Origin of the sequence: Niallia sp. FSL W8-0954 (assembly GCF_038005605.1) — a bacterium.
Classification (GTDB): Bacteria; Bacillota; Bacilli; order Bacillales; family Cytobacillaceae; genus Niallia; species Niallia circulans_A.
In genome coordinates, this window is record NZ_JBBOTN010000001.1 from 2,933,497 (window position 1) to 2,954,913 (window position 21,417).

21 protein-coding genes are annotated in these 21,417 nt (G+C 35.2%); 4 read left to right on the forward strand and 17 right to left on the reverse strand.

Translation table 11 applies throughout. The features are described 5' to 3' along the window. Nucleotides 1-7: 7 nt before the first annotated feature. Nucleotides 8-2,290: a DEAD/DEAH box helicase gene (locus NX902_RS14480; RefSeq protein ID WP_095331914.1), complete on the reverse strand. Its 2,283-nt coding sequence runs from the start codon at nucleotides 2,288-2,290 to the stop codon at nucleotides 8-10. A gap of 79 nt (nucleotides 2,291-2,369) precedes the next feature. Further along, complete coding sequence (locus NX902_RS14485) at nucleotides 2,370-3,158, reverse strand: alpha/beta fold hydrolase (protein WP_095331912.1); 789 nt, start codon at nucleotides 3,156-3,158, stop codon at nucleotides 2,370-2,372. Nucleotides 3,159-3,392: 234 nt separating this feature from the next. On the opposite strand from NX902_RS14485, the gene NX902_RS14490 reads away from it, so the two are divergent. Continuing rightward, on the forward strand, nucleotides 3,393-3,875 hold the full coding sequence (locus NX902_RS14490; protein WP_123257836.1) for an Hsp20/alpha crystallin family protein: 483 nt from the start codon (nucleotides 3,393-3,395) through the stop codon (nucleotides 3,873-3,875). Between the two features lie 142 nt (nucleotides 3,876-4,017). Further along, on the forward strand, nucleotides 4,018-4,170 hold the full coding sequence (locus tag NX902_RS14495; protein WP_082138221.1) for a YpzG family protein: 153 nt from the start codon (nucleotides 4,018-4,020) through the stop codon (nucleotides 4,168-4,170). A 68-nt stretch (nucleotides 4,171-4,238) separates the two neighbouring features. On the opposite strand, the gene NX902_RS14500 is transcribed toward NX902_RS14495, so the two are convergent. The 4 genes from NX902_RS14500 to NX902_RS14515 all read right to left on the reverse strand — a co-directional run bounded on the left by NX902_RS14500 (nucleotide 4,239) and on the right by NX902_RS14515 (nucleotide 6,725). After that, complete coding sequence (locus NX902_RS14500; protein ID WP_235850305.1) at nucleotides 4,239-4,751, reverse strand: YppG family protein; 513 nt, start codon at nucleotides 4,749-4,751, stop codon at nucleotides 4,239-4,241. A 175-nt stretch (nucleotides 4,752-4,926) separates the two neighbouring features. Then, entirely contained in the window at nucleotides 4,927-5,298 is a 372-nt protein-coding gene (locus NX902_RS14505; RefSeq protein WP_095331908.1) for a YppE family protein, read from the reverse strand. Nucleotides 5,299-5,350: 52 nt separating this feature from the next. Beyond that, nucleotides 5,351-5,605: a hypothetical protein gene (locus NX902_RS14510; RefSeq protein WP_341122953.1), complete on the reverse strand. Its 255-nt coding sequence runs from the start codon at nucleotides 5,603-5,605 to the stop codon at nucleotides 5,351-5,353. Between the two features lie 145 nt (nucleotides 5,606-5,750). Then, on the reverse strand, nucleotides 5,751-6,725 hold the full coding sequence (locus NX902_RS14515) for a DUF2515 family protein (protein WP_235850304.1): 975 nt from the start codon (nucleotides 6,723-6,725) through the stop codon (nucleotides 5,751-5,753). An 89-nt stretch (nucleotides 6,726-6,814) separates the two neighbouring features. On the opposite strand from NX902_RS14515, the gene recU reads away from it, so the two are divergent. Further along, on the forward strand, nucleotides 6,815-7,420 hold the full coding sequence (gene recU, locus NX902_RS14520) for a Holliday junction resolvase RecU (RefSeq protein WP_123257837.1): 606 nt from the start codon (nucleotides 6,815-6,817) through the stop codon (nucleotides 7,418-7,420). 36 nt (nucleotides 7,421-7,456) lie between these two features. Next, a complete protein-coding gene (locus NX902_RS14525; RefSeq protein ID WP_163186189.1) occupies nucleotides 7,457-10,150 on the forward strand; it encodes a PBP1A family penicillin-binding protein in 2,694 nt (897 codons plus the stop codon). Nucleotides 10,151-10,324: 174 nt separating this feature from the next. Here the strand turns inward: NX902_RS14525 and NX902_RS14530 are convergent, their stop codons facing one another. From NX902_RS14530 to panB, 11 genes are all read right to left on the reverse strand, one after another. Beyond that, nucleotides 10,325-10,840, reverse strand: a complete 516-nt coding sequence (locus NX902_RS14530) for a YpoC family protein (protein ID WP_341122954.1) — start codon at nucleotides 10,838-10,840, stop codon at nucleotides 10,325-10,327. Beyond that, entirely contained in the window at nucleotides 10,840-11,496 is a 657-nt protein-coding gene (nth, locus tag NX902_RS14535) for an endonuclease III (RefSeq protein ID WP_095331898.1), read from the reverse strand. Before nth ends, NX902_RS14530 begins: the two co-directional genes overlap by 1 nt. 287 nt (nucleotides 11,497-11,783) lie before the next feature. After that, nucleotides 11,784-12,494 (reverse strand): DnaD domain-containing protein, encoded by a 711-nt coding sequence (locus NX902_RS14540; protein WP_341122955.1) that lies wholly within the window; start codon nucleotides 12,492-12,494, stop codon nucleotides 11,784-11,786. Nucleotides 12,495-12,689: 195 nt separating this feature from the next. Then, nucleotides 12,690-13,982: an asparagine--tRNA ligase gene (gene asnS, locus NX902_RS14545; RefSeq protein WP_163186249.1), complete on the reverse strand. Its 1,293-nt coding sequence runs from the start codon at nucleotides 13,980-13,982 to the stop codon at nucleotides 12,690-12,692. A gap of 343 nt (nucleotides 13,983-14,325) precedes the next feature. Beyond that, a complete protein-coding gene (locus NX902_RS14550) occupies nucleotides 14,326-15,525 on the reverse strand; it encodes a pyridoxal phosphate-dependent aminotransferase (protein ID WP_095331892.1) in 1,200 nt (399 codons plus the stop codon). A 22-nt stretch (nucleotides 15,526-15,547) separates the two neighbouring features. After that, nucleotides 15,548-16,021, reverse strand: a complete 474-nt coding sequence (locus NX902_RS14555; protein ID WP_095331890.1) for a cell wall elongation regulator TseB-like domain-containing protein — start codon at nucleotides 16,019-16,021, stop codon at nucleotides 15,548-15,550. 21 nt (nucleotides 16,022-16,042) lie between these two features. Continuing rightward, nucleotides 16,043-16,189: a hypothetical protein gene (locus tag NX902_RS14560; RefSeq protein WP_204259856.1), complete on the reverse strand. Its 147-nt coding sequence runs from the start codon at nucleotides 16,187-16,189 to the stop codon at nucleotides 16,043-16,045. A gap of 29 nt (nucleotides 16,190-16,218) precedes the next feature. Further along, on the reverse strand, nucleotides 16,219-18,999 hold the full coding sequence (gene dinG / locus NX902_RS14565) for an ATP-dependent DNA helicase DinG (RefSeq protein WP_341122957.1): 2,781 nt from the start codon (nucleotides 18,997-18,999) through the stop codon (nucleotides 16,219-16,221). 242 nt (nucleotides 19,000-19,241) lie between these two features. Beyond that, entirely contained in the window at nucleotides 19,242-19,625 is a 384-nt protein-coding gene (panD, locus tag NX902_RS14570) for an aspartate 1-decarboxylase (RefSeq protein ID WP_123257841.1), read from the reverse strand. Nucleotides 19,626-19,653: 28 nt separating this feature from the next. Beyond that, a complete protein-coding gene (gene panC, locus NX902_RS14575; protein ID WP_341122958.1) occupies nucleotides 19,654-20,514 on the reverse strand; it encodes a pantoate--beta-alanine ligase in 861 nt (286 codons plus the stop codon). Beyond that, nucleotides 20,511-21,350: a 3-methyl-2-oxobutanoate hydroxymethyltransferase gene (panB, locus tag NX902_RS14580; RefSeq protein WP_341122959.1), complete on the reverse strand. Its 840-nt coding sequence runs from the start codon at nucleotides 21,348-21,350 to the stop codon at nucleotides 20,511-20,513. Before panB ends, panC begins: the two co-directional genes overlap by 4 nt. Between the last annotated feature and the right edge of the window lie 67 nt (nucleotides 21,351-21,417).

The following is a 21,417-nucleotide window of genomic DNA, read 5'->3' on the forward strand; positions in this document are numbered from 1 at the left end:
AATCCCCTTATATGGAAATCTCACTATTCTCTAAAAGCGAGAGAATTTTCATTACATCTCTTTTACTGTTATGTGCATGGCTCTCTGTCCCTATGCAGGAAGGACAGCCGTATTCACAGGAACAATTTCCCACCATTTTTTTTGCTTCTTTTAATACTGCAGGCATTTCTTCATATATCTTCTTACTTAAACCAATCCCGCCAGGATATTGGTCATAGAAGAATATTGTTGCTTTTTCATTATGTTCTGCTTTAACTTGTGGGACTACATGCAAATCTTGTGGATCTGCCATGACAAGTAATGGGGCAATATGCTTTAACGCATGAGCAGCCCCTAATAGCCCCTGTTCTGTTTGCTCTTGTTCCCATTCTAGATCACTTGGTTGGAAAGAGATCCATGCTGCATTTGTATGGAGCTCCTCTTCTGGCAGAGTAATCGGGCCAGATCCAATATTTTCGTGGGTTTCAAATTTTATTTTTTTAAAAATGGTGCTCATTGCAACAATGCTGACATCACCAAATCCAGTTTCTGCTTTTTGATAGTTACTTTTATTGTCTTCTTCTAACACTTTTAAAGATACCGCTAAATTTGCATCTGTATAATAATCGACACTTACCTCGCGGACATAGGCTTTCTTTTCTTCCCAATCAAGCTTTTCTACTTGATATTGAATTCCTTGATGCATATAAATTGCTTCTTCATGCAATAACGTCATCGCTGAAAAGCGATCGCTTTCTCCAATTACTCTGCTTTTACTTACATCCGAGATATCAATAATAACAATATTTTCTTGAGAAGCGGAACGGAGACTAATATTATGAGCTGGAAAAGAATCATTCATCCAATACCATTTATCCCCATTTTGAAAGAGAATGCGCTCATCTGTTAAAAATTCAAGAATTTCGGTAATTTCACAATTACCAAAGGTATCCCCTTCTTTAAAGGGTAGTTCATATGCTGCACATTTCATATGATCTATGAGAATAATAAGATTATCAGGATTTATTCTCGCCGTTTCTGGATTTCTGCTAAAAAAATAATCTGGATTTGCCACCATATACTGATCAAGAGGACTTGAGCTAGCGACCATAATGACAAGAGATTCGTCATGTCTGCGACCTGCTCTTCCTGCTTGCTGCCACGAACTTGCAATTGTACCCGGGTATCCAGTCATGACACAAGCTTGAAGTTGTCCAATGTCTACTCCTAGCTCTAACGCATTTGTACTGACCACTCCATAAATATTGCCTTGACGTAATCCCTGTTCAATTTCTCTTCTTTCTGTTGGCAAATAGCCACCTCGATAGCCGCGAATAGACTTAGGTCCAAGTTGAAATTTGACAAGTTCCTGTAAATACGTAAGTAATATCTCTACTCGTACACGGCTTTTGGCAAAAATAATTGTTTGAATTTTATTTTTTAGCAACTCACCTGCTAATTGGCGTACTTCTAAAGTAGCACTTCTCCTTATATTCAAAGGGATATTCACAATAGGAGGATTATAAAAAACAAAATGTTTCTTTCCACTTGGAGCACCATTATTATTTATTAATTGAACCCGCTGTTCTGTTAAATTTTCCGCTAATTCTTTTGGATTTGCAATCGTAGCAGATGTACATATAAAGATAGGATTGCTGCCATAAAATGCACAAATCCGTTTTAACCTACGGATAACATTGGCTACATGACTCCCAAATACACCTCTGTATATATGCAGCTCATCGATAATGACGTACTTAAGATTTTCAAATAGAGATACCCATTTTGTATGATGGGGCAAAATGGCAGAATGAAGCATATCTGGATTGGTAATAACAATATGGCCAGCTTTTCGAACTTTTTGCCGAATAGAAGCTGGTGTATCTCCATCATATGTATAACTGTTTATTTGTAGTTCTGCACTTTCAATTAATTCATTCAATTCACTTTTCTGATCCTGTGCAAGTGCCTTTGTAGGAAACATATATAATGCTCGGGCGTTTTTGTCCTCTGCAATCGACTGGATGACCGGCAGATTGTAGCAAAGCGTTTTACCTGATGCTGTTGGGGTAACAGCAACGATACTTTTTCCTTCCCGAATTGCTTGATACGATGAATGTTGATGTGTATATAACCGGGTGACCCCGCGCTTTTGCAAAGCATCTTTTAAATTAGGAATTAAATCATCTGGAAGAGGAACGGTAACCGCCTCTTTCGCTTCTATTGTATGCCAAAAAGAAATTCTCTCTTTATATTCATCTTTTGTTTTTAAATCCCTTATAATTTCTTGAAGATTTTTACGTACTTTCATTTTGTTTCACCTCTACTATATCTATTTTACCGAATAGACGTTCGATTTAAAAGAGATTTTAACAAGAAAAAAGCAACCATTATTTACTATTTGACGAAATAAAGGAATAAATGGCGTTTGCCAACTTCTGTGGGGCTTCCTGCATACTCATATGCCCTGTTTCTAATTGAACTTCTGACACTTTCGGATTTGAAGCAGAAGTAACGCGATCTAAGGAAACCACTTTATCTTTCGTCCCCTTTATAAGTAAAACAGGAACATTTGCCTGTTCAATTACACCATTTCTATCTGGTCTTTTTCTCATTGCTGCTTGTGTCTCCATCGCCGCAATTCCATCGGTTTGATAGCCAATTTTTTTCGCTTTTTCTATTTCATTAGGTAAATCCCTTAGTGATTCATCTGCGAATAAATTAGGAATTAGCCCATTGACAAACTCTTTTATTCCAAGATCTTGGATTTTACGAATAGCCTTTAATCGTCCTTCTTTCCCTTCTTCTGTATCAGGATAAGCAGTGGAGTGTACTAAGCCAAATCCTTTTAAATGCTCGGCAAAAAGTTCAGCAAATGCCAATGTTACATAGCCGCCGAGCGAATGGCCAAACATATATACTTTGTCTATCTCTAATTTTTCCAATAGTTTATTTATATCCTTGGCTAAATCTTCTATCTCAAATGATTCGCCCCTATAGGTAGAGCTGCCATGTCCTCTTAGATCTACTGCTATCACATGGAAATTTTCTGAAAGGAGTGGAATAATATACTCCCAATAATCAACACTGCCGCAAAAACCATGAATTAATATAACGGTTTCTCCTTTTCCTTCTTCTATATAGGATAGTTGTTCATTGTCAACTACAATATGATTCATCTATAAAAACTTCCTTTCTTTCTTTTTCCTTTAATATATCACTTTTTTCAATATGGATGAACGAAAAACCCACCTGAGCATATTGTATTTCAAAATATGAGAATCCAAACACCAATTTAAGCTATTGGACATAGGATAGGAAAAAAAGGTATATCCCTTTCAGTTATCTTAAAAGTAATTAAAAAATGTTTGAATCTTTCATTCATGTTTTAAGTGTAAGGAGTGAATTTAATTATGTCATCCAATTTCCCAATCGACCCAAACAAAAAAGAAAAAACACCGCAACCATTTAATGGATTCATGCGTTCCATGAATCAGTTTTTTCAGGAAAAGCCAGTGAAAAACTTCCTGCAGCAAATGGATGAATTTTTTAGTAACCCATTTCCAAATATGGCTTTTCCATTAAGTGTAAATGAAACAGAAGGTGCCACGATTATTAAAGCAGAACTGCCCGGAGTTAATAAAGAGCAAATTCAATTGGACATCTATGATCATTATTTAACTATCAGCATTAATCATCAGGAAATTCTAACAGAGGAAAATTCGCAGACTAAAACATTTCATACAAGTAAAACGTATAAACGAAACAGCAGAAGCATTGCGTTTCCTCATCCAATTGATGAAAGAAAAGTAACAGCATCGTATCAAAATGGATTGCTTACAATTAAAGTCCCTAAACAAAAAGGGAAAAAAATTATGATTGAGGATAGAAACTAATTCAGAAAGAGTAAATTCTCCTTTCTCTGCACATATTAATAGTGGGTGTTAAAAGAAAATCCTCTCCTTCTATACGCTAGAAGGAGAGATATCTTTTCTATCCCTTCTACTTCTTTCTAATCTTACTTCCTGAGGTGATATGATGAGTTATAGAGATCAGTTAGATTCTCATTCTGCGCTTTTTCATCACAATTGGACGAGACCTAAACGTTCTAAATCCCAAGTAAATGGGCATACGCAAATGTCTCAGAATAATATCATTCTAAGAAGTAATGCAAAAGCACACCGCTGGTAAGTAGAGAAAAAGAAATGGAGGCTGTCACATGACAGCCTCCGCTTATTACTTCGTATTAGTATGGTATGTTACACCTTAAAGATTCCACCGACTCCTTTTACCAAGCCTGTTACTTGGTTCATTGCATTCATCATCATTCCTGCAGTATCCATCATTTTATTAAAATCTAAAGAACCATCTTGTGATTTAAAAGAATTCATGATGCTTTTCATATTTCCTTGTTTTTTTGGAATAAAGGACTGCTTTGGATATGGATTCATAAAGCCTTGATTTTGATTCATATAATTGGTTGTATATTGATTCTGTTCGCTGTTCTCCATATAATGAAGTGGATTTTGGAATATATCTTGTGTATTGTTTTTATAAGCATTTTGCGGGTGGTAATAACTTGATTGGTTATTTTGATAATTCGGCTGCATCGGTGGTATGTTATAGAAATTTTGCCCGTTCATGCCTGCTCCATTCCATTGACCTTGATTTAAATATGGATGATACTGTCTGTTATCAAAAGACACAGGATGCGTATAAGCGGTATGATAAGATGGTATGTTCCAGCTTTGTTGATTAGATGCTTTATGCATGAAATTCTATCCTCCCACGTTAAAGATATCCTTATCTACTATATGATAATACCGCCTATACTGTGCATTGATGTACAACTAATTTGACCTCTTTTGTTATCCCAAAAGGAACTGAACTTTATATTTATCAAAAAAGCAAAAAAAAAGAGAAATTTCATCTCCCTTTTACTAATCCTTATTTCGATTCACTTTTTAACGCATCCAGTAATGTTTGCAATATATATTTTACCGATTTAGCTGAATCAAGAAAGCGTTTTTTACTTGTTTGCGTAAAAAATGCTTGGATGGAAATAATTTCGATATGATCAGCCGCTGTATTTATTTGTATTGTATTCAAATAATCAGGCTTGGATTTCCGCACCCACTCTGTCGCCATTTCTTTCCATTTATCATTAAGCACTTTAATCTGATTGGCAAATGGTCGGACAACCTCATAAAAATCCTCATTTACCCCTGATTCCTTCACTTTGTAAAACGTATCTACTGCATACTCTACTGCTTCTAGAAGCTTAGCTGTATGTTCCATCAACTGATGATTTTCCGTCAATTTTGCCACTCCATTTTTTTGCTATTATCGTTAATGGTTTTATTTTAACGATTTACTTTGCTAAGTTCAAGTAAAGAGGCATTCGTTGTCGTTGGCTATCTGTTCGAATATTTAATTTACTGCCTGCTATTTTTTTCTCCATTGCAGCGATTCCTCTTTCTATATCAGTTAAAGAAGTAATATGCTCTTTCACAAGTTGCATGTTTTGCTTACCGGAATTTAAAAGCACTTCATCCAATGTATCTAGCTCCTCTTGAATTTCCTCTAACATATTCAATAACTTTTCTTTTGTATAAGCATTTTCCACGCAAATCCCCCCAAGCTATTTTGATATATACTCATTTCTTTTTTTTTAGCAACTATCCTGCATCGTTGACAAAACTAGAAGAGATTCGGCAAAGAAAGTACATATTCTTATTACTCGTTTATATTTCGACAAGATTAAGCAAAAATTAGTTAAACCATTTGTTTTCCTGACGAATAAGTGCATGTAACTGCCGCTGTTTTCTCAGATACCAATCTGTTATATGAAAAGGTTCTTTCTGTTCACTAAGGTTTCGCCACTTTTTCTTAATATGCTTTTTGAACCAATCCCCCCTTAGTATATGTTGATGCCTTACCACTGGATAAGCAGCTCGCAAAATGGGTGTTGTATTGGCTAAATTAGGATATATATATTTTTCATAATCTCTCCTCGAACCTGTATGTTCATTTTTCCTTGCAAAATCATAGAACTCTTGATATAAATTAGGTTTAAATAAAAGACTTGCTAATGTATTGCCAAGCTTAATCCGTGCGCTTAGTGATGTGAAGTTAGAAACGCTTGCCCCATAAAGTGTTCCTTGTGTAGTTGGAAAGAGGACTGCATTAAAATGAAACAAATCTTGAAAAAGATATGGAAGATAATGAAAAACATGATGTTTTATTCTTTTGTTTTCCATGACAGGCTGATGAATAACATTTTGTTCATTGATGATTAAGCTATTCATTAATCTTTTCTTGTCTTTTTTCTTCCAATAATGATTCCATTCTTCTACCATAAAAGAGGACACTTGAAAAAATTTTAATAAATGAAACATTGGCAAGTTATTTTTCGTCGAATATTCATAGAGTAATAATTGGGGGTATGCATCTTGAAAAATCAGCCAATTTGCTTTCTCGTAAGTTAAGTATATTTGCTGTCTTTTTTCTTGACTAACTACTTGTGGGAGCCAAGTTCCATTCAAATCGCACATATTCCAGCCTGCATTTCGGGAAACCTGACTCGCGAGAAACGCCCATTGTATTTCTTTATGTTTGTTATAATAGTGGAGATATGCTTTCGTTCTTGAAATATTGTCAAAGTTGCGCATATCGGTAATTAGTCTTATTCTATTAATAAGTTTTTCTTCTTCCAAGGAAGAAAAATATGATTTTTTACCTATCAAATTGTTCACCTCTTATGAACGCTTTATGGTATTATTGTTTGTTGATTGCACTAAGTTATACTTTGAAAGAATCTTTGTGAGGTGGAAATATGAAGATTCATTATCCAAATGGGAAAAGGTACACTCCCTTGAAAAATGTACATACCAAGTCGCAAAAAAAGGTAAGTTATAGTAATCGGGGAATGACACTAGAGGATGATTTGAACGAAACCAACAAATACTATTTAGAATTTGGTAAGGCTGTCATACATAAAAAGCCAACGCCTGTTCAAATTGTTCAAGTCGATTACCCTAAAAGAAGTGCTGCAGTAATAAAAGAAGCCTATTTTAAACAAGCTTCCACTACAGACTATAACGGTGTTTATCGAGGTAAATATATTGACTTTGAAGCGAAAGAAACGAAGCATACCACTTCCTTCCCGCTGAATAACTTCCATGAACACCAAATCAGGCATATGCGCTTGGTATGTGAGCAACAAGGAATTTGCTTTGTCATTATCTCTTTTTCTGAAACGAATGAAATATTCTATTTAGATGCAGAAAAACTATTTATATTTTGGGAAAGAATGATAAATGGCGGAAGAAAATCGATTACAAAACAAGAATTAGCAAGCAATGGTCATTCCATCAGCCTAGGTTATCGACCTCGAATTGACTATATAAAAGTAATCGATACTATTTATGGATTCAACTAATTCCTTTTGTTTTTAGAAAGAAAGGTAGGAATAATTATGACAGATAAATATCAAACGCGAGAGGAGCGCCGTAAACAACTTGAAGCCTCTAAGAAAAAAGCTCCTAAAAAAGGAAAGAAAAAAAGCGGTATGAATTTGTTTAAGCGCGTTCTGCTTATTTTATTAACAATCGGTATTATCGGCATTATTGCCGGTGGAGTGGCCTTTGCTATTATGGTAAAAGACGCACCTGAATTAAATCCAGAGACATTAAAAGATCCTATTTCTTCTACTATCTATGATAAAAATAATGAAGAAATAGCCAAAGTAGGTGCCGTTAACCGGGACTATGTAAACTATGAAGATATACCTGATTTAGTAAAAGATGCGTTTATCGCAACCGAAGATTCGCGATTTTTTAAGCATCATGGAATTGACCCTATTCGCTTAGGCGGAGCAGTTATTGCGAACTTCCGAGACGGGTTTGGTTCTGAAGGTGCAAGTACGATCACACAGCAAGTAGTGAAAAACTTCTTCTTTAACCAGCCACAAAAAACATTGAGCCGAAAAGCGCAAGAAGCATGGCTAGCTCTTGAATTAGAGCGCAAGTACTCCAAAGAAGAAATATTTGAGATGTATGTCAATAAAATCTTTATGTCTGAAAATATGAGCGGGGTGAAAACCGCAGCAAAGGTATATTTTGACAAACCTTTAGACGAATTAACGTTGCCTGAAGCAGCTCTTCTCGCAGGAATGCCACAGGCGCCAAATGCGTATAATCCGTTTAATAATCCCGAAAGAGCAGAGAAAAGACGGAATATCGTCTTATCTTTAATGCACCAGCATGGTTATATTTCTAAAGCAGAAATGGAAAAAGCACAAAAGACTTCTGTTGAAGATACATTAGTGAAAAAAGAAAAACGTAAATCAAATGACCTGCCATTTGATCCATTTATAAAACAAGTTATTGCCGAAATTGAGAAAAAATATCCAGATGTTAATGTATTTACAGATGGGTTAGAAATTTATACAACAATGGATAAGAAAGCTCAGGAATATGTAGATAAATTAATGTATGAGGGAGAAATCGTTCCTTTCCCTGACAAAGATTTCCAAGCTGGAATTACATTGTTAGATACAAAAACAGGCGGTATTTTAGCACTTGGCGGAGATCGTGATCCTGAAGTAAAGCTAGGCACAAACTATGCAACAGATATGAAGCGCCAGCCAGGATCAACAGCTAAGCCAATCCTAGATTATGGTCCAGCAATTGAACATTTAAAATGGGGTACTTATCAAACAATCGTAGATGAACGCAGTACCTATTCAGACGGAACACCGATTAACAACTGGGATAATAAGTATAAAGGCTCTATGACTATGCGAAAAGCGTTAGAAATGTCAAGAAACATCCCTGCTCTTAAAGCATTCCAAGCTGTTGGTGCTGAAAATGCTAAAGAATTTGCCGTGAATCTTGGTATCCCGCTTGAGGAAGCATATGAATCATATGCAATTGGATCATTTGAAGCTAGCACATTAGAAATTGCTGGAGCTTATAGCGCCTTTGGAAATGAAGGAGTATATAATGCCCCTCATGCTGTACGATCCTTTAAATTAAAAGATGGTACAAAAATAAATATGGAACCTAAATCAAAAGTAGTAATGCAGGATTATACTGCCTTCTTAATATCTGATATGTTAAAAGGGGTCCTTACAAGCAGCGATGGAACGGGAACACTTGCAAATATCCCTGGATTGCCTGTTGCTGGTAAAACCGGAACAACTAACTATACAGAAGAAGAACGAAATAAATGGGGAATAACGAATCAAAACAGTGTACCAGACGCCTGGTTCGCTGGTTATACAACGAATTTCACCATGGCTGTATGGACCGGATACACTGAGCGAAAAAATCCACTCACGCCTGGTGCTAATCAGAAAGTTGCCCAACAAATTTTCAAAGCTGTCATGGGGCATATTTCCGAAGATGTAGAAACACCAGATTTCAAGAAACCAGATAGTGTGGAAACCGTTAAAATTGAGAAAGGCACCTATCCAGCCCGGTTAGCAAGTTCCTATACGCCAAGTAGTCAAATACAGACCGAGTATGCGGTAAAAGGAAATATTCTTAATGAAGTTTCACAGAAATATAATAAGCCAGACGCACCAAATGGAGTAAAAGCTAGTTATAATGAAAACAGTGATGAAATTGACTTATCTTGGAATTACGGCAAGAAAGATGGCATCAAATTTGATGTCAGCGTCAGTGTAGATGGTGGAGCTAGTGAGCAATTGACTGTTACTTCTGACACAAGTTTAAAAATTGCTAAACCTACTCCTGGCAGCACCTATAATTTCGCCGTAAAAGTAATTAAAGGTGATCAAGAAAGTGATCCTGCGTCTGCAAGTATTACTGTCCCGGAAAAGATTGAGGAACAGCCGCCACAGGACCCAAATGAAACGATAGATGACGAAGAAAAGCCAGACGATTCAAATGGCGAAGATTCTGATGACAATCAAGATGATGGCGACAATGGCGATTCAGACAATGGAGATGAAAATCAAAACAATCAAGATAATAACAATGGGAACAACGGTGGGAATGGAAATAATGGTGAAAACAACAATGGCAACAACAATAATGGGAACAATAATGGACCAAATAATCATCCTAACCCTAATGATACTAACCCAAACCCAAACCAGAACCAAAACCGTAATAGAGAACAAAATCAAAATGATTCTCAATAAAACGAACTTCCAACAGTGGGGGCTTTCCTCCCCCTGTTGAATGGTTAGTTAAATTAACCTAACCTCTTTATTAATGAATAAATAAACCCAAGCAATTATACGAAGTTATCATCTCTGTATAATTGGTTGGGTTTATTTTTGTTGGAACATTTATGTTCTGGCTTCTTTTATTATTTAATTGCTTCTTTTTAATTTAACTAATTTAATCGCAAACTGTTTTTCTAATTCTTTATATAACTCATCCAGTTGTTTAAAGGAATGATAGCCATTTAATCTTTTTAAAATAAACTGAAGTCGATCTTCTAAATTGAAAGGTTTTACTTCTAAACTAGGATCTACCAAACCATTTTTAAATGTGACTGGCTTTTCATTAACCCAATATAAACATTCTAAGAAGTATTCTGCTCCAATCGTTAGTCCTTGTTGAAGTCTATTAGAATCTCTTTCTTTCACAAATAATTGTATTTCCTGTTTAAGCTGTCTCCACTTATCAAACACCAATTTTACACACTCAGGAAAGTTTTCTTTATTCCAAGGCTGATAAACTACCTTATTATGATAGTAATTAGCCTCATGTAAAAAAGCTGGCATTAGTTCAAAACTATCCGAAGCAATAAAAGGAAATTGTTTTATAACGGGGAACGGTCCATATATAAGCTCAAGTGGTGCATCTAATTGATTGTTAGCCATCAGACAACACCCTTTGTCTTCATTCTCTTTTTCCCTTCTCTACACAATGCTAGTAGTGGACAAACCTCGCATTGCGGGTTTTGAGCTTTACAATGATATCTTCCAAAAAAGATCATACGATGATGCGTTACAGACCATTCCTCTTTGGGAACTTTTTTCATAAGTGTTTTCTCTACTTCTAAAACGGAGTCTTTCCAACGACAGATACCTAATCGCTTACTAACTCTTTCCACGTGGGTATCAACAGCTATAGCGGGAATATTATAAGCGACAGAAACAACAACATTAGCCGTTTTCCTTCCCACACCTGGTAAGTTAATCAGTTCATCCCGGTCCATTGGTATCTCACCATTATATTTTTCTAAAACCATTTGGCATAGCTTTTGAATATTTTTGGCTTTATTTCGATATAAACCGATTGAACGAATATCATTCTGTAATTCTTCCAAGGGAACACTCAAATAGTCTTCTGGTGTTTTATATTTTTGAAATAAATTTTTTGTTACCTTATTAACAAGGGCATCGGTACACTGGGCAGATAATGATACGGCAATCACTAATTCAAACGGATTAGAATGAACTAATTCACAATGCGCTTCAGGAAACATTTCTCCCATCGTATCAAGACAATATCTAATTTCATCTTTTTTTAACATGTGATCCTCCGAAATGAATATACTATACTTACTCGCAATAAAAAAAAGTCATTCTACGAATAGCTAGACTAACATCTACATAAGAAGTCTTTCTTTCTATTTGTAGATGTTTTTATGAAAGTCTAAACGTTATTCTCTTGACAATCCTAGCTTTCTATGTCACCTTTTACTGCGAGGTTTGCTGCTTTTTATCCTATATTAGGAAGAACCATTAGTTCTCAGAAGGAAAGTTAAAAGGATCGGTCCCATTTACTTTCTCCTATACATTCTTCCTCTCCATCAAAAGATTATTGATCCAACCAATTATAAAAAGGCACTGTCTTTTTGTTAGAAGATTCTTCCGATTGTTCTGCTTTATAGCCAACAGATTGATGCTGTCTAAACTTTTTCCCATGGCTCTTTGCTTGCTCGATTGTCTTAATTCCATTCTTTTTCCATTCAAACAAGATTCGGTCAATATAACGAAAATTTAATTTACCTGAAATCACAGCTTCCCTAAGCGCTGCTTTTATAATTACTATTTCATGCTGATCGTCGTCTACCCACATATTTAATGTTTCAATTTCAAAAGGAGACAATGGTCTTCCAAATTCTCTTTCAAAACAAGTATATAAATCTGATTCTTCTTTTTCTATTAAAGCTTCTTCTTCTTTTTTATTATTAAGGAGAAATTGCTCAATTAATTTATTCCAAAGAGGCTCCAAGGAATATCTCTCAAATCGGATTCCGGTATCACTATTTCCATCTAATATGTCGATAAAGCCTTTGCGGATAAGTTGACTTAATAATTCATGACATTCATTAATATCTATTGTCATTTGTGCAGCTATTTCTGCAGGGGTCGGAAAATCCTTCCCTCGTTCTAAGTAATAATGTACTTGCAGTAAAAGAACTAATTCTTTTTCATTTATTTTTAAATGTTTGTAATGTGTTAGAAGTGTGGAAGGAATATTTACATTCCCTTCTTGCAGCCATTTTAAAAAAATTGTTTTATTCATAAGGACACCTCTAATTAAGTATATCATGTTGGCAATAAGCATGTAATAATGAAAATCACCCAAACCTAGCAATAGTTAACAAAAAGAAGAAGGGAGAAAACGAGGAATGTTATCAAAGATGAAAACCTCACATTATCTATTCTCTGTGAGGTCCTCCACCTAAACTTTCCGTATTTTCTACCCTACTATTGTTAATTAAGGATATAGACGATTTAATAATCTTGGGAATGGGATGGTTTCACGAACATGTTCCACTCCTGTAATCCAAGCAACTGTTCTTTCTAATCCGAGACCAAAACCAGAATGAGGTACTGAACCGTATTCTCTTAGTTCTAGATACCATTTGTATGTTTCCGGATCTAATTGATGCTCTTTTACTCGTTTATTTAATAGTTCCATATCATGGATACGCTCTGAACCACCAATAATTTCACCATAGCCTTCTGGAGCAATTAAATCTGCGCAAAGGACGACATCTTCTCTTTCATGGTCTGGCTGCATATAGAAAGGTTTAATTTTAGTTGGATAATGGGTGATAAACACAGGCTTATCAAAACTTTCCGCAATAGCTGTTTCATGTGGAGATCCAAAGTCATCTCCCCATTCAATATCATCAAAGCCTTTTTCATGTAAGAATGTGATTGCATCGTCATAGCTTATTCTTGGGAAAGGAGCAGTGATTTTTTCTAATTTAGAAACATCTCTTCCTAGCGTATTAAGCTCAAGCTGACAATTTTTCAACACAGATTGAACAACATATGATACGTATTGTTCTTGAACTTCTAAATTCTCATCAAACTCTACAAATGCCATTTCAGGCTCAATCATCCAAAACTCGATTAAATGACGGCGTGTTTTAGATTTTTCGGCACGGAATGTAGGGCCAAATGAAAATACCTTTCCTAACGCCATTGCTGCTGCTTCCATATAAAGTTGTCCACTTTGTGAAAGATAAGCATCTTCTTCAAAATACTTAGTTGCAAATAATTCTGTTGTACCCTCAGGAGCACTTCCTGTTAGAATGGGTGGATCTACTTTTACAAATCCATTTTCATTAAAAAATTCATACGTTGCACGAATTATTTCATTTCTAACTTTCATTACGGCATGCTGACGCTTGGAACGTAACCATAAATGACGATTATCCATCAAGAATTCTGTTCCATGTTCTTTTGGCGTTATCGGATAATCTGTTGAAGTATGAATCAATTCAATATTTGTTACTAATAACTCATACCCAAACGGGGAACGTTCATCCTTTTGAACAGTACCAGTAACATATACAGATGATTCTTGTGTAATTGATTTAGCTGTTTGGAAAACTTCTTCCGCTACGTCACTTTTAACAATAACTCCTTGTACAAATCCTGATCCGTCGCGAAGCTGTAAAAAGGCAATTTTTCCGCTAGATCGCTTGTTGGCAATCCACGCGCCTACTTTAACCTCTTTATCAACATATTTTGGTAACTCGGCAATAGTTGCTTTAATCACGATTAACTCCTCCAAAAACAAAAAAATATATGTACTTAAATAGATACTACGGCTTGCCCTATATAAAGTTGGGTATTAAAAACCGATTGTCTACTATTAGTAGCAGATTTAATAGAAATTATTCTACTCGATAAAAAATATTCTACCAAAACATTATACCTTTACATCTGTAGACAATCAACACTATCGATCACCTTCTAGTATAATATTGGCGTGTACAAAGACTTTTCTTTTATTCAATCCTACTCCGATCAATTTCTCTTCCAAAATAAATAATAGAAAAAGAGAAAATGCCCTAAAAGATATAGTATCTTTGTGGGCATACTCTACTAATAAAACTTTACTGGTTAACGACCATCTTTTTTTCGACAAATTGCTCCATTCGCGTTACGGCAGCTTCTAATTTTTCAAGTGACGTTGCATATGATAGTCGGATGTAACTATCTGCTCCAAATCCTGAACCTGGAACAACTGCTACTAATGCCTCTTCTAATAAAGCTGTTGAAAACTCATCTACAGACTTAAATCCAGTTAATTCTACTGCCTTTTGCACATTAGGGAAAAGATAAAATGCCCCTTTTGGTTTTAAACATGAAAATCCAGGAATATTATTTAATTTTTCATGAATAATATCTAAGCGCTTATTAAATGCTTGACGCATTTCTTCGACTGATTCTTGCGGGCCTGCATAAGCTTCTATCGTTGCATACTGAGATGGTGTCGTCGGGTTAGAAGTACTGTGGCTTGCTAGATTTGTCATCGCTGTAATAATTTCTTTAGAACCCGCTGCATAGCCAATTCTCCAGCCTGTCATAGAGTGAGATTTGGAAACCCCATTGATAATAATAGTGGCTTCCTTCAGTTCAGGGGATAGAGAAGCAATTGATACATGCTTGCTATCTCCATAAACTAATTTTTCATAAATTTCATCAGAGATAATTAAAATTTTATGTTCTAAACAAATCTCCCCAATTGCTTTTAACTCTTCTTCTGTATAGATCATTCCAGTTGGATTACTTGGCGAATTGATAATGATTGCTTTCGTTTTTGAAGTTATAGCCTCTTTTAATTGTTCTGGGGTAATCTTAAATTCATTCGATTCGTAACCTTCAATAAAAACAGGCTCTCCTTCTGCCAGTTTCACTTGTTCTGGATAACTAACCCAATAAGGAGTAGGAATAATAACTTCGTCCCCTTTGTCCAAAATTACTTGGAACAAAGTGTATAATCCATGTTTTGCTCCATTTGTGACGATAATCTGATTTGTTTCATAATCTAGTTTTTGGTCTCGCTTTAACTTTGCCGCAATTTCCTTTTTTAGTACTTGTAAGCCTGATGCAGGAGTGTATTTAGTATGTCCTTCATTCATGCTTCTAACCGCAGCGTCAATAATATTTTGAGGAGTGTTAAAATCAGGCTCTCCAGCGCCTAAACCGATCACATCATGACCATCTGCTTTTAAACTAGCTGCTTTTGCAGTAATGGCCAAAGTTGTTGATGGAGTTAATGCATTCACTCTTTGTGCTAATTGAATTTTCATTGTTATTTACCACTCCTATTGGTTAATAATTTTCAATTGTTAAAAGAATTTCTCCTGTTTCAAAATCAATCCAATGATAGTTTATGGAATCTTTATCTGTATGAGAATAGATCTCCCATACAGGTATACCATCATACATTCCCAAACACACATGATTGACTTTTTCTGGTGTCTGCTTCGATAATAATATATTAAGCGCTTCTTGTTTGGTCAGCCCATCTTTTTTCAATTTTTCGGTAACTTTATGGGATTTTTCATTAATCCAAACAATAATATCCTTATTATCATCGTTTTTACCTTCTAAAATATAATAGGCTTCCTTGCCATTATATAATTGAAAGCTGTCGACCTCTTTCAAATCGGCTTCTTTCTTAGCAATATTTTCTGCAACTTCTCTTGCAGATTTAACAGGCTTCATCGCTTGAACATATGTATTAATACTTACAGCTAGTCCAATAAGAACAACAACAACAATTATCCAAATCCATTTCTTCATTTTACATCACTCTTTAATACATTATTTTATACATAGGTTATTATAACAGGATTTATAAACAGAAAGAAATAATAATAATAATAATCGGTAGTTTTTTGCTAGAAATGACCAGCCAGCATCCACTTCCTCTTCTATTTTTCTAGAAGATGATGTGCATGCAAGCTGCATTGATTAGAGAACAAAATAGTTATCTACTTCTACTTCAGCCACTTTTCAATAAATTTGACCATTTCGGTATTATTTAGCTGCTTAATTGGCACAGCAGGAATAGATTTTAAAAAGGTTTCTCCATAAGAAGTGGAAACAATTCGGCGATCAAATACAATAATAAATCCTTTATCTTCTTCTGTACGAATTAATCTTCCGAATCCTTGTTTAAATCGCAAAACTGCTTCTGGAAGACTATTTTCTAAAAAGGGATTTCCGCCCTCATTCTTAATACGTTCATTTTTCGCTTCTGTTAATGGATCTTCCGGTGAAGAAAACGGAAGTCTAACAATAATTAAGCAGGTCAAGTCTTCTCCTGGAATATCAATTCCTTCCCAAAAACTATTCGTTCCCAATAATATCGCCTTATCGTATCGTTGAAAATTACGTGTTAATCTCATTCGACTTCCATTGGTAATTCCTTGGGCCAAAATAGCATATTCTTCTAGACAGCCACTTTCTTTCATATAATCATATGTCTTTTTCAGCATCTCATTTGCTGTGAAAAGAATAAGCATTCTCCCTTTCGTAGCTTGCGCGATGTTAATGATTTGTTTGCCAATAGTAGATACATACTCATTTAATGAGACTGTATTTACTTCGGGTACATCTGTTGGGATAAGCAGTTGTACTTGTTTCTCATAGTTAAATGGTGAATCTATTTGAACTTCTAATTGGTTTTTCCCTAGCCCTAAAACTTTCACATAATAATCAAATGAATTATTTACAGTTATAGTTGCGGAGGTAAAAACAATGCTTTGTTTCTGATTAAAAAAACGATTCTGTAAAGGTTCTGCAACAGAAGATGGCTGTGTATACAAAACAGCATTATTAAGAAAATTTTTCTTATCTGTTTCCAACCAGGCTATATTGTCTCCTTCGCGCAAAAACATTTCTCGCAAATGATTAATATATATTTGCCAATCATTTAATGTCGATTCAATTCGTTCAACTACAAGCATTTGCGAAGAGCTAAATTTCCTATTTTGCTCTTTTAATCGAAGCACTTTTTCTCTAAGCGCGTTTCTTCCATCCTTCCAGAGAAAAACCATTCTCTCTGCAACACTTTTGACTGCATTCCAATCTCCTGTATCTGTTTTCTTTATACGATAGCTACCTTTTCCTTCTTTACTTGATTGATTTGTTTTTTTCACATAACGTAGAACAGCACGAAACAGTTCATCTAATTCTTCATGTAGCGATAAAATAAATTGATTGAATTCTATTTTATCCGTTAGAGATAAATCACCTAGCATATGTTCTAAATGATACATTAGCTGCTTTTGATCTGTCGTCCCAATCGCATTGATACTTAATCGTACGGCTACATATGAAAAGCGGAAACCAAAATGCTTAGTAGCTGTTTTTTCAAAATGGTGGCCCTCATCGATAATGGCATAATGATAAGATGGTAGCAAATGTTGATCGGTTGTTAAATCTTTTACAAGCAAAGCATGATTCGTAATAATCATATTAGCCTTTTGCGCAGCATTCCGGGTTCTCCGATAAAAATCCTTCTGGGCCCATTCTTTTGAAATTGGTAATGAAAAATTCCCATCATTTTTAATTTTTTCCCAATAATTTATTCCACCGCTTGTTAAATTTAATTCATCTTTATCACCCGTTTCCGTTTCGGTTAACCATATTAAAATCTGCATTTTTGTTAAAATAATATCATAGTTATCCTCTTGCTCCTTTAAGGATACTTCAAATTTATCTAAACTAATATAGTGATTTCTGCCTTTTAAAAGCGTATAAGTAATTGGAAACGGAAGAATTCTTTTAAGCAAAGGCAAGTCTTTATGAAATAGTTGTTCCTGTAACTGAGTGGTAAATGTACTAATAATAACTTGCTCTTTGTTCTCTATCGAAAAATAAGCAGCTGGCACTAAATAACCAAGAGACTTTCCAACACCGGTACCCGCTTCAATAAGTCCATGCTGATTACTTGTTAGTGCTTGATGAACGGCATTCATCATTTCGATCTGCCCTTCTCTTTTTTGATAAAAAGATAGAGTATCTTTCATCCGTTTTTCTACAGTATGAACATCAAAAGAATCGGTATAATCTTTACTTTGGTTACTAATCAAATTACTAGGTAATTTTTTTAGCGTTAATCCACGATATACCTCCCAGCTTTCAGGAATATACTCAACTTTTGATTGTTTCTCTTGCAGCAATGATTGTAAATAAATATCTAAATCGCTTTTTAGCGATGAGCTTAAAAATTCTAATTGCTTTGTCGTAACTTGAGGCAGTTCGTTCAGTTTTGCTAGTAATAAAAGCAATAATTCTGCTGTCACATAAGCATCACTATCTGCCTGATGCGGTCTAGTATGGACAATTCCTTCCTGTGCGGCAAGGTCTGTTAATTTATAACTATCTGCTGTAGGGTATAAAATCCTTGCCAGTTCAACTGTATCAAGGATAGGGCCATAAAATTGTCTACACCCTGCCTGCTCTAACTCCTCATTTAAAAAAGATAAATCAAATAAAACATTATGTGCAACAAAATAAGCATCTTCTAATAAATGAACAATTTTGTCTGCTATTTCTTCGAAAATTGGCGCTGATTCCACCATTTCATCTGTGATCCCAGTTAATTCTTCAATAAACGGTGTTATTGGCTGAAGAGGATTAAGTAAGGAAGAGTACTCCTCTACAATGTTCCCATTCTCTATAACTACCGCTGCAAACTGTATGATTCGATCCCCTTTTCTCGGAGAATTACCGTTTGTCTCCAAATCAACTACTACAAATTTGTTACTCATTACGTCCACCTCAAACTTTCAGTCAATCAAACGGTATCATAAAAATGAAAAAAGGGAAAGATGTTCCTACTTTATGTAATGATTCTTTTATTGTGCTTTTTTCGTTTATTTTACACTTTAGAGAAAAATAAACGAAAAAAGGTTGGAACACAAATATTCCAACCAAATAGAAACCTGAACAATATACATACATGTTAAGAAATATTTATATAATTATTTTGGCTTTTAAGAATTTTCAGTTGTTATAATACTGTTTTCTCTGGTTCTTGCTGAAGAATAGTTGTAATGCGATTATTTTCATCCATAATCGCTACTTTAGGCTGGTGCTGGGTGAGCTCTTCATTTGAAACATAACAATAAGATATAATAATAACAATATCTCCTACTTGAACTAATCTTGCGGCTGCGCCGTTTAAACAAATCGTCCCAGTTCCTCTTTCTCCAGGAATAATATATGTTTCTAATCTTGCGCCATTATTGTTATTTACAATTTGAACTTTTTCATTCGCTACCATTCCAACCGCATCTAAAATATCCTCATCAATTGTAATACTGCCAACATAATTTAAGTTTGCTTCTGTTACAGTAGCTCGATGGATTTTTCCGTTCATCATTATCCGAAACATAAGGATAACCCTCCATTTTTGTCAATGTTTACCTAGATGCATGGTCTAATTCAAAGATTATATTATCTATTAACCTTGCTTTACTAAAGTGGACAGCAATCGCTATAACCATCTTCCCATTTAGCTCCTTTAATGTCTCTAATTGGGGATAGGATAATATCTCAAAGTAGTCAACCTTGCCGCTTGACTCTTTTTCAACGAAAGTGATAATAGATTTTTTTAATGCTTCTATATCTGCCGTTCCTTTTATTAACTCACTTCTAGCTATACTAAGAGATTTATATAAAATGCCTGCCTCTCGTCTTTCTATTGGCGTAAGGCGAACATTTCTAGAACTCTTTGCTAAGCCATCTTCTTCTCTGACCGTATTCACTGCAACTAGATTAATAGGAAAATGAAAATCTTCTATTAATCCATCTACCACTGCGACTTGCTGTGCATCCTTTTTACCAAAATAAACATTCGTCGGCTGAACTAAATGAAATAATTTCGTTAATACAGTTGCGACTCCATCAAAATGACCAGGTCTTGACTTACCACATAAACAGTTCGTACGTCTTTCCACTTTTACAGTCACAGACATTTGCCCTGGATACATTTCTTCCACCGAGGGATGAAATAAATAATCTACTCCTTCTTCCATTGCCACTTGTTTATCATGTTCAAAATCTTTTGGATAGGAAGCAAGATCTTCATTTGGTCCAAATTGCAGTGGATTAACAAATACACTCATAATCACAATTTCATTTTGTTCTCTTGCAGCTTTAATCAGTGCTCGATGACCTTCATGTAGATACCCCATTGTCGGCACAAAGCCAATGGTTACTTTATTTTTTTGTAACGAAGTAGTTATATCCTGTAATTGTTTTGGATTTGTGACGATATTCATTGGGTGTTTCCTCCATATAAGCTTTTTATTTCTTCCGCTTTCATCTGAAAGCTATGCTTCATTTCTGGAAAAGCCCCCATTTTCACTTCAGAAATATATTGATCGATTGCAAGAGAAATAGCTTCATTGACATTTGCATATTGTTTTACAAATTTTGCAACTCGATCCACACCATATGTGATCAAATCGTGATAAACAAGAACTTGCCCATCTGTTTCACTTCCAGCTCCGATACCGATTGTAGGAATATCCAATCTCTTACTCACCTCTTTAGCAACTTGCATCGGCACACACTCCAATACTATCGCAAAAGCTCCTGCAGCTTGGCATTTTAATGCACTATCCATAAGCCGTTTCGCTTCATCCGAACTTTTTCCTTGTACTTTATAGCCACCTAATACACCTACTGACTGAGGGGTTAAACCTAAGTGCGCCATCACTGGAATACCAGCATTTGTTAAACAGTTGATTTGTTCAATTACATCGTCTGCACCTTCTATTTTCACTGCATTTGCGCCTGTTTCTTGGATCAAGCGTGCCGCATTTAATAAAGTATCGCGACGAGATAAATGATAGCTCATAAACGGCATATCAATGACGATAAACGTATTTTCAGCACCGCGTTTAACCGCTTTTCCATGATGAATCATGTCATCCATTGTTACTGGTACAGTTGAATCATATCCAAGTACAACCATTCCCAAGGAATCCCCTACCAATATTAAATCTGTTCCTGCTTGTTCAACTAATTTAGCAGAAGGGTAATCATAGGCGGTGATCATCGTAATCTTTTCACACTTCTGCTTCATTTTGATAAAATCAGTTGTTGCTTTCACTAAGTTTTCCTCCTTTTAAATAGGAAGAGGGAATGGCTTTACACGAAAAAAAAACCTTCTACAAAGC

Coding starts and splice junctions, on each gene's coding strand:
- NX902_RS14525 (WP_163186189.1), top strand. CDS start 7,457: ATGACAGATAAATATCAAACGCGAGAGGAGCGCCGTAAACAACTTGAA.
- NX902_RS14485 (WP_095331912.1), bottom strand. CDS start 3,158: ATGAATCATATTGTAGTTGACAATGAACAACTATCCTATATAGAAGAA.
- panD (WP_123257841.1), bottom strand. CDS start 19,625: ATGTTTCGGATAATGATGAACGGAAAAATCCATCGAGCTACTGTAACA.
- NX902_RS14490 (WP_123257836.1), top strand. CDS start 3,393: ATGTCATCCAATTTCCCAATCGACCCAAACAAAAAAGAAAAAACACCG.
- NX902_RS14495 (WP_082138221.1), top strand. CDS start 4,018: ATGAGTTATAGAGATCAGTTAGATTCTCATTCTGCGCTTTTTCATCAC.
- NX902_RS14560 (WP_204259856.1), bottom strand. CDS start 16,189: ATGCAGCTTGCATGCACATCATCTTCTAGAAAAATAGAAGAGGAAGTG.
- NX902_RS14550 (WP_095331892.1), bottom strand. CDS start 15,525: ATGAAAATTCAATTAGCACAAAGAGTGAATGCATTAACTCCATCAACA.
- nth (WP_095331898.1), bottom strand. CDS start 11,496: ATGTTAAAAAAAGATGAAATTAGATATTGTCTTGATACGATGGGAGAA.
- panC (WP_341122958.1), bottom strand. CDS start 20,514: ATGAATATCGTCACAAATCCAAAACAATTACAGGATATAACTACTTCG.
- NX902_RS14540 (WP_341122955.1), bottom strand. CDS start 12,494: ATGAATAAAACAATTTTTTTAAAATGGCTGCAAGAAGGGAATGTAAAT.
- NX902_RS14480 (WP_095331914.1), bottom strand. CDS start 2,290: ATGAAAGTACGTAAAAATCTTCAAGAAATTATAAGGGATTTAAAAACA.
- NX902_RS14530 (WP_341122954.1), bottom strand. CDS start 10,840: ATGGCTAACAATCAATTAGATGCACCACTTGAGCTTATATATGGACCG.
- NX902_RS14555 (WP_095331890.1), bottom strand. CDS start 16,021: ATGAAGAAATGGATTTGGATAATTGTTGTTGTTGTTCTTATTGGACTA.
- NX902_RS14500 (WP_235850305.1), bottom strand. CDS start 4,751: ATGCATAAAGCATCTAATCAACAAAGCTGGAACATACCATCTTATCAT.
- recU (WP_123257837.1), top strand. CDS start 6,815: ATGAAGATTCATTATCCAAATGGGAAAAGGTACACTCCCTTGAAAAAT.
- dinG (WP_341122957.1), bottom strand. CDS start 18,999: ATGAGTAACAAATTTGTAGTAGTTGATTTGGAGACAAACGGTAATTCT.